We start from the raw sequence: 7,208 nt of genomic DNA on the forward strand, positions 1-7,208 counted from the left end.
GTTGTCAACGACCCTCGACGACAAGGGCCAGCCCACCGAGTACAAGGTTCTCGGAACCTCTCCGATCGAGAACTGAACCAGACCCGGTCTCCCGGGGTATGGGCCCCGTAGCGCACTCCGCGCTGGCCAAGTTCCACCAGGGTAGCCAGTGCCCTGGTGGAACTTGGCCAGCGGCCGCCCTTCGTCGCCTCGGCCAGCCGTCCCAGCGCTCCCGGATTTGAAGCCTTGGCCGGCGCCCGCCGGCCAACCCAACCTGACACCCGGCAAAACCCCGCAGAACACCGTCTCAGATCCTGCCGACTACGCAGCACCCCGTTCATGGGCCAGTGCCGCCGCCTCGCCGCGGGAGCTGACACCCAGCTTGTCGAAGATCTTCCCGACGTGGAACTTCACCGTCGACTCACTGATGTGCAGTTCCTGGGCGATGTCCCGGTTGCGCCGCCCGCGGGCCAGCTGTCCCAGCACCTCCAACTCCCGTGCCCCCAGTCCGGCCAGCGGGTCCTGACGCGGCGAGTCGGGCGGCGTGAGGGGGACTTCGATGGTCACCGTCGTGCCCCACTCCGGTACCGCGTCCACCTCGAATCGGCCGCCGAGCGGTGTCAGTCGTTCTACGACCCGGCGTGCGTCGAGAGAACTCCGGGACAGTGTCCCGGGCCCGTCGTCCCGTACGGTGGCACGCAGGTCGGCCGCGCCCACCTTCCAGCCGACGTGGATCCGGCTCACCCGACGACCGTCCGGCCCGTGTCCCTGGTCCTCCAGTGAGGCGTGCACGGCTGCCCGGACCGCCGAGGACGCCGTGCTGACGACATCGCAGGGCAGCAGCCGGTCCGCGCCTTCCTCCGCGCCGGGTGTGCCGAGGTCCAGCCGTACGCCGCGGGCGCGCAGGATCCGGCGCAGCGAGTCGGCGAGCCGTTCGAAGGCCTGCCCGGCCCGTTCCTCGGCCAGTGCCTGGTCGAGCTCCGCCTGCGCGCGCAGTTCGGTCAGGGCGGTGACGCCGAGGTCGATGGCGCGGGTGCGGGCGTTGGTGTCGTCCAGGTCGCGGTCGCGCAGGACACCGAGCAAGGCGGTCAGCGCGGCTCCATGCGCGTCGCCGAGTTCGGAGAGGGCGAGGGCGCGTGCGGCTGCCGCGGCGCGTGACACGGACAGTGTCCCGGGGACCGCCTCGTCCCGCATGCCCTCCCGGTGCGCGGTCAGCAGATCCCACAGCGCTTGAGCAGGCGCCAGATGCTCCTCCGGCAGGGCGGTGTCCTCGGTCCGCACGAGAACCAGCAGAGAGGCAGGCTCGGTGACGCCGCTGGCCAGGGCGAGCACCGGCACGTCGGCGCCCGCCAGCCGCGCCCTGCCCTGCCAGCTCGCTCCCGCCGGCACCAGGGGCCGCAGCGCGGCCACCTCGGCGGTGGTGACGGCCGAGCCGGGCTCACCCGGGGACTCCCCGTAGATCTGGAACGGTGCGTACGCGCAGTTGGCGGACAGATCCGCCAGCCCTCGGTGGGGAATCGCCCCGGCCAGGGCGGCAGACAGGCGCGGCAGGGTTTCGGTCAGCGGCGCCCGGATCACATCGAGTGCGGCCATCGGGTCCATGACCACCAGCGTAACCAGCTCACTCCGCACGTCCGCCGTCCTTTCGGCCAGTCAGAACCATCCGAAAGGACAGCGGATGTGAAGCGAACCCTGCCGAGGATGGAGGCGTTGCCCACAAGCCGCCTCCACGGCGGCATACGCGTACAACGGGATGTGACATACATGAAGGCGATCGTGTACGAGGAGTACGGCGGCCCCGAGGTCCTGCGGCTCGCGGAGGTCGAGGAGCCGCACGCAGCCCCCGGACAGGTCCGGCTGAAGATCGTGGCCGTCGGCGTCAACCCCATCGACCACAAGATCCGCCGCGGCTGGCTGCAGCAGGTGTTCCCCGTGACCTTTCCCGCCGTCCCAGGCACGGAAGCGGCCGGCATCGTCGACGAGGTCGGTGAGGGAGTCACCGACATCTCGGTGGGGGACGAGGTGCTGGGCTTCACCGTCACCGGTGCCTACGCCGAGTACGCCCTGGCCGTGGACGTCGCACCCAAACCTGCCGGCCTCGGATGGGAGTCGGCCGCCGCACTGCCCGCCGCCGCCGAGACCTCCCACCGTGTGTTGGACACCCTGAAGGTGACAGGGGGTGAGACGCTGCTGGTGCACGGGGCCGCCGGCGTCGTCGGCTCCGTCGGCGTCCAGCTCGCTGTCGCCCGCGGCGCGACCGTCATCGGGACCGCGTCCGAGGCCAACCACGACTACCTGCGTTCCCTCGGCGTCACTCCCGTCGCGTACGGCGACGGCCTCGCCGACCGGGTCCGCGCCGCCGCTCCACAGGGCATCGACGCCGTGTACGACGCCACGGGGTACAACGTCCTGGAGCTGTCCATCGACCTGCGCGGCGGCACCACCGACCGCATCGTCACCATCGCCGACATGCGGGCCGCCGAACTGGGCATCACCCTCTCCACTGGGCCCAGCCTCCAGTTCCAGCCGACGCTCGCCGACTATGCCCGCCTCGCCGCCGACAGCCGACTGCGCGTCCGTATCGACCGGAGCTTCCCCCTCGCCGACGCTGCCAAGGCCCAGGAACTGAGCGAGGCCGGCCACCCGCGCGGCAAGCTGGTCCTTCGCCCGTAACCACAGAAACATGAGCTGAGAAGCCGTCCGCAGACCGATCGGTGGGCGGCGTGATCGAACGGGCCGCCTGATCGGGTGATCGTGCGGGGTTCAGAGCATGGTGGCGGGGCCTCTTGGGAGGGATCCAGGCAGTTGTCCGTTGGTGTTGAGGGGCGGGGAGCCGTGAGCGCCGGGGTGCCGGCGGAGATCATCTGGGATCTCGAGCTGAGAGGGCCCTCCGCCCAGCTTCCGGGATACACCGGGAAGATCACCGCGACGCGAGCAGAGAGGGCACCGCCCATGGGCCGGCCGACGCCGTCAACTCCTCTACAGAGGGACACGAAGGCACTGTGTATCGGGCTGCATCCGAGTGTGCTCGACTACAGCCAGATGCCCGACGGTCTCGACGAGGCGGTGTTCACCGCCCGGATCGAGGCCGGGAACGCGGCGCTGCGTGAGGCGGGGTTCGATGCTGTCCTGTGCCTGATCGACACCTCTCCGGACCGCGCCGAGGCGACCGTCCGGGAACATCTCCAGGAGCATGCGTTCGGCTTGGCGATGATCGGCGGTGGCGTCCGTATGCTGCCGGAGAACACCCTGCTGTTCGAACGGCTGGTCAACCTCCTCACTGAGACTGCGCCCGGGATCCGACTGTGCTTCAACACAGCGCCGGAGAACACGGTCGAGGCGCTGAAGCGGTGGATCCAGGCGGGCGCTGTTGCGTTGTGAGGAAGCAGCGCATGCCAGCGGCCTCGGCGGGCGCTGGTCAGACGGCGACGGCGAGTTCGGTGAACGCGGCTGCGTTAGTGTCGACCGGCGAGCTCGTAGTGGCCGCGGCGGATATCGCACGAGGGCGTGGCCGGCGCTGATCGTCTGGACAGAACGGGGTCGTGTCAGTCCGCGCATCGGCCGGAGTCGGGCTTTGAGTCGACCATGGTCGGCCTCGATCCGGTTGTTCTCCCGGGCGGCATTGACATGGCAGGCCTCAGGCAAGAACTCGTCGAGGATGCGCGGGTAGATGGGTGCTTTGTCGGTGGTGACCTCGACCGGCCGCCGGCCGCCGGCCGTGAGCCAGAGCCTGGGTGAAAAACTGGCGGGCGGCGGCCTGGTCGCGGCGGGTACTGGCGAGAACGTCGATGACCTGGCCGTCCTGGTCGACCGCCCGGTAGAGGTAGGTCCAGCGGCCGGAGACCTTGACGGCAGGGTGGGCCGTGGGGCGAGGTGTCTGCTGGGCAGATCCTTTTCCTCACGGCCTCCCACCGAACCGGACTGGCCCGTTTCCGAGCATCCGGCTCTCCAGTGATCTCGGAGGACACCAAGCACCGTGTCGGCGTTCTGCTCGACTTGGACGCCCCCATGCCTTCGTAGAAGGCGTGGGGGCGTCTTCGTTATGTCTGCCCGGGGGCCGAGCCCCCGGACCCCGACGTGCGCGATTGCCCTGTGGGTCGGGGGTGTGCGGGCGAGGTCAGGGGTTCGAGTCCCCTCAGCTCCACCCATATGATGATCATGCTCCTGACCTGGATGCATGCGGTTCGCGATCTATCGCTTTGAGATCCAGCGCCACGGAAAGGCGCTGGTCAGGGCGTCGCGAGTTGGTTCGAGCCCCACCTGGACGACCATGTTGGGATCATGCGAACCGGGCTTCTTCGTGACGGCGGATCCGGGCAAGCGTGATGTGGAGGTCAAGGTTCTGATCGACTGCACCGCCGAGGAGATCGACGTGTGTGGCGGCTGCTCGACGACGTCCTGGGGATCGGGGGCCTGCTTGTGCGGCGGAACCTGGAGATCGCGACTGGCCCAAACGGCCCGGCCCGGTGGCTGGCGAAAACCCAGGTGCCCAGACGTGGCGGTAGCGAGGACGATGAGGCGCCTGTGCCATGACGGGACGCCTTGAGGAGGATCGCAGAACGGTGTCAGGTCGCGATCTTTCTCGACGGTTCTACGAGCGGGCGGTGCGGCCGCTGGTCTCGGGCGTTCCCCACGCTGCCGCGTTGCTCGGTGAGGGGTCCGAGGTTCTCGGCTTCGATGACGAGATTTCCGCGGATCACGATTTCGGCCCCCGCGTGCAGCTGTTCGTCCCGCCAGGTTTCGACGGTTTCCCGGTCGTCTACCCCGACAGCGATCGACACGGCGGCCGGCCACACCATCAGGTGGAGGTGACCACCGCGCAGGCGTTCTTCGTCGACCGGATCGGCGTCGACCCCGCCGACGGGATGAAACTGACGGACTGGCTACTGGCCCCGACCCAGATCCTGGCCAGCCTCACCGGCGGCGTGGTCCTGCACGACCCGCTCGATCTGCTCACCACGCGGCGTCGGGCGCTGGCGTGGTACCCCGACGACATCTGGCGCTATGTCCTGGCCGCCTCCTGGCTGCGGGTCAGCCAGGAGGAACCATTCGTCAGCCGCACCGGTGGTCGCGGCGACGACCTCGGCTCGCGGATGCTCGTGGCCCGCGTGGCCCGTGACCTCGTTCGGATCGGATTCCTCCTCGAACGCCGCTGGGCTCCCTACGGCAAATGGCTGACCGCCGCGTTCGCGCAGCTGACCCTCGCCGACCAGATCGGTGAGCCCCTGCACCACGCGCTGCGCGCGACGCGGTGGCGGGAACGCGAAGCGGCACTGTGTGCCGCGGCCAGTCATCTCGCCGCCGCCACGAACCGGCTTGGTCTGGCCGAGCCCGTCGACCCCGCGCCGCGCCGCTTTCACTCCCGAGACATCCACGTACTCGGCGGCGAACGCCTCACCCGTGCACTGACCGATGCAATCAGCGATCCGCCGCTGCGAACCCTCCTCACCCGGCTCGGACACCGACCCGACGGCCCGCTCGGCCATCTCCCCGGCGCGATCGACCAGGCCACCGACAGCGTCGAGATCCTCACCCAACCAATCCGCCGCCGCGACTATGCGCCAGCGCTTGGGCTCCGGGCCTGAACGCCCCGGCGCTGATCCGACGGTGCGCGGAGGTCAGGCGCCTCGTCCGAGCTGGAGACGGCGTAGTCGGCACCGCGCGGGCCTTCTTCGTCGACCGGGTTGGCATCGACCCCGCCGACGGGACTTCAGAGGCACGGACCGGCAGTTCCCAACCGCGCTGGCCCGCACATCATCCGGCCGCGGATTGGCACCACACGACATCTACCACGGAGGGCATCCGCAGCTGCGGTTAGACCGGATTTGGCCGCCATCGGTTTGGGATTGACCTCGCGGGACGACCACGACACGCCATATGCCCGTGCGGCCTGACACCTCGGGAGGCGCGTGGCTCGGGTCCGCGTCGCTGCGTAAGGATTTCCCTCGTACGAATCGAACCGATCTCTCCCATGTCCCAAGGAGGCTCCCTTGACCGACACGAACACCTACGCGTACGTCGACGCTGACACCCTCGACGTCCGGATCATCCGTGGTGAGGCCGACACGGAAGGCACCATCGTCGGCCGCCTCGACGCCGCCGACCTCCCCGCCCTCAGCGAGGCCGCCGACAAGCTGCTCGCGACCCTTGGCGTCCGCCCCGTCAGCGACTGGCGCGATGTTGAGGGTGGCCTGTTCGCCGTCGTCGAGGAGACCGCGGCGGTGCCGACGGCCGGCTGACCGGCGACCACGAGCGCCCCGGTCTGGGTCCAGGCCGGGGTTTCTCTTTGCCCGGATAAGACGGTGAGGGCGGCGCGCGCGATCAGGCGGCGAGCGGGATGTCTTCCGCCTGGTAGTAGATGGGAAGTCGTGGACCACCCGTCCACCGACGCGCTCCTGATCGGCGGCCGGCTCTTCAGGCACTCGGCCGTCACCTGCGGCGCGGTCGCCGCCGAGGCGGCCAACCAGGCGCGGGCCGACCTCTTCCTGCTGGGCGTCTGTGAAGTTGTCCCGTTCCTGTTCACACCTGGGCTCTTTGGGATAATGGTCCCAGGGAGGAGTACAGGTGTCGAAATCGCAACCGCCGTACACGGAGGAGTTCCGCCGTCAGATGGTGGAGCTTGTCCGAGCCGGCAATTCGCCAGAGGTGTTGGCCAAGGAATACGGCCCGTCGGGGCCGTCGATCCGTAACTGGGTCCGCCAGGCCGAACAGGAGGACGGTACGCGGGCCGATGAGCTGACCGCCGCGGAACGCGACGAGTTGAAGCGGCTCCGGAAAGAGAACCGGCAGCTCCGGGAGGAACGCGAGATCCTCCGCAAGGCCACAATTTTCTTCGCGGCGGAGACCGATCAGAAATGAAGTTCGCTCTGATCGACGCGGAGAAAACACACCATCCTGTCTCCGTCCTGGCCCGCGTGCTCGGTGTGTCACGCGAGGGCTACTACGCCTGGCGACGCCGTGGCGGCCAGTCCGCTCGGATCGCCGACGACCAGACCCTGACCACGAAGATCACCGCTGTGCATGCGGCGTCCCGGGCGACCTACGGCGCCCCGCGCGTGCACGCCGACCTGGCCGCCGCGGGTGTCCGGACCAGCCGCAAGCGCGTCGCCCGGCTGATGAGACAGGCTGGCCTGCAAGGAGTCCACCGCCGTGGGGGGGGGGGGCGGGCCCCCCCCCGGCCCCGCCCCCCCCCCCCCCCCGGGGGGGGGGGGGGGCGCGGCCCCGCCCCC

The 7,208-nt window shown here is 69.6% G+C and carries 7 protein-coding genes and 2 pseudogenes; 7 read left to right on the plus strand and 2 right to left on the minus strand.

Features of this window, described 5'->3' with window-relative positions; all coding sequences use genetic code 11:
* Positions 1–300: 300 nt before the first annotated feature.
* Complete coding sequence (locus tag MXD62_RS39365; RefSeq protein WP_308301317.1) at positions 301–1,611, minus strand: LuxR C-terminal-related transcriptional regulator; 1,311 nt, start codon at positions 1,609–1,611, stop codon at positions 301–303.
* 132 nt (positions 1,612–1,743) lie between these two features.
* On the opposite strand from MXD62_RS39365, the gene MXD62_RS24640 reads away from it, so the two are divergent.
* The gene (locus MXD62_RS24640; RefSeq protein WP_248831830.1) at positions 1,744–2,652 is read left to right on the plus strand and encodes an NADP-dependent oxidoreductase; all 909 of its coding nucleotides are present in this window, start codon (positions 1,744–1,746) and stop codon (positions 2,650–2,652) included.
* A 162-nt stretch (positions 2,653–2,814) separates the two neighbouring features.
* Entirely contained in the window at positions 2,815–3,360 is a 546-nt protein-coding gene (locus tag MXD62_RS24645) for a hypothetical protein (RefSeq protein WP_248831831.1), read from the plus strand.
* Between the two features lie 37 nt (positions 3,361–3,397).
* Here the strand turns inward: MXD62_RS24645 and MXD62_RS24650 are convergent.
* Positions 3,398–3,829: pseudogene (locus MXD62_RS24650) on the minus strand (DDE-type integrase/transposase/recombinase); the annotation flags it as partial.
* Positions 3,830–4,541: 712 nt separating this feature from the next.
* On the opposite strand from MXD62_RS24650, the gene MXD62_RS24655 reads away from it, so the two are divergent.
* From MXD62_RS24655 to MXD62_RS24670, 5 genes and pseudogenes are all read left to right on the plus strand, one after another.
* Positions 4,542–5,564, plus strand: a complete 1,023-nt coding sequence (locus MXD62_RS24655) for a DUF4037 domain-containing protein (protein WP_248831832.1) — start codon at positions 4,542–4,544, stop codon at positions 5,562–5,564.
* Between the two features lie 405 nt (positions 5,565–5,969).
* Positions 5,970–6,218 (plus strand): hypothetical protein, encoded by a 249-nt coding sequence (locus MXD62_RS24660; protein WP_020464525.1) that lies wholly within the window; start codon positions 5,970–5,972, stop codon positions 6,216–6,218.
* Between the two features lie 126 nt (positions 6,219–6,344).
* Positions 6,345–6,476: pseudogene (locus MXD62_RS40880) on the plus strand (DNA-binding transcriptional regulator); the annotation flags it as partial.
* A gap of 112 nt (positions 6,477–6,588) precedes the next feature.
* On the plus strand, positions 6,589–6,837 hold the full coding sequence (locus tag MXD62_RS24665; protein WP_248831833.1) for a transposase: 249 nt from the start codon (positions 6,589–6,591) through the stop codon (positions 6,835–6,837).
* The coding region (locus MXD62_RS24670; protein WP_248831834.1) for an IS3 family transposase at positions 6,834–7,208 on the plus strand (375 nt) is incomplete at its 3' end. The genes MXD62_RS24665 and MXD62_RS24670, both read left to right, overlap by 4 nt.

Source organism: Frankia sp. Mgl5 (genome assembly GCF_023242985.1).
Taxonomy (GTDB): Bacteria; Actinomycetota; Actinomycetes; order Frankiales; family Frankiaceae; genus Parafrankia; species Parafrankia soli.

Coding starts and splice junctions, on each gene's coding strand:
- MXD62_RS24665 (WP_248831833.1), top strand. CDS start 6,589: ATGGTGGAGCTTGTCCGAGCCGGCAATTCGCCAGAGGTGTTGGCCAAG.
- MXD62_RS24640 (WP_248831830.1), top strand. CDS start 1,744: ATGAAGGCGATCGTGTACGAGGAGTACGGCGGCCCCGAGGTCCTGCGG.